We start from the raw sequence: 501 nt of genomic DNA, 5'->3' as shown, positions 1-501 counted from the left end.
GTCCGCCAGCCCGCCGGGCCGGAGGCCGTCGCCGATCGAGAACGTGACATCGTACTGACGCAGGATCTCGCAGATGTCCTCCCACCGCTCGTACATGATGTTCTCGCGGTTGTGCACCAGCATCCACTTCGCCAGCAGCGACCCGCCGCGGCTGACGATCCCGATCAGCCGGTTCTTGACGAACTTCAGGTGCCCGCGCCGCACGCCCGCGTGGATGGTGAAGTAGTCCACGCCCTGCCGCGCCTGGTGGTGCAGGCTCGCCTCGATCGTCGCCCAGTCCAGGTCGTCGATCTTCTTCCCGATGATCATCGAGTAGATCGGCACCGTCCCGATCGGCACGGTCGACTCGCGGATGATCGCCGCTCGGCACTCGTCGAGGTCGCCGCCGGTGGAAAGGTCCATCACCGTGTCGGCCCCCCACTTCTCCGCCCACCTGAGCTTCTCAACCTCTTCGTGGGTGCCGCTGCTGACCGGGCTGGCGCCCATGTTCGCGTTCACCTT

General features: G+C 66.3%; 1 protein-coding gene. It reads right to left on the bottom strand.

Annotated elements, in window-relative coordinates:
* On the bottom strand, positions 1 to 498 hold a 498-nt coding region (locus ACK4TH_RS13415; protein ID WP_409627153.1), incomplete at its 3' end, for a phosphomethylpyrimidine synthase ThiC.
* Between the last annotated feature and the right edge of the window lie 3 nt (positions 499 to 501).

The organism is Tepidimonas sp. (genome assembly GCF_046292505.1).
GTDB lineage: Bacteria > Pseudomonadota > Gammaproteobacteria > Burkholderiales > Burkholderiaceae_C > Tepidimonas.
This window is presented reverse-complemented; position numbering and strand designations above follow the sequence as displayed.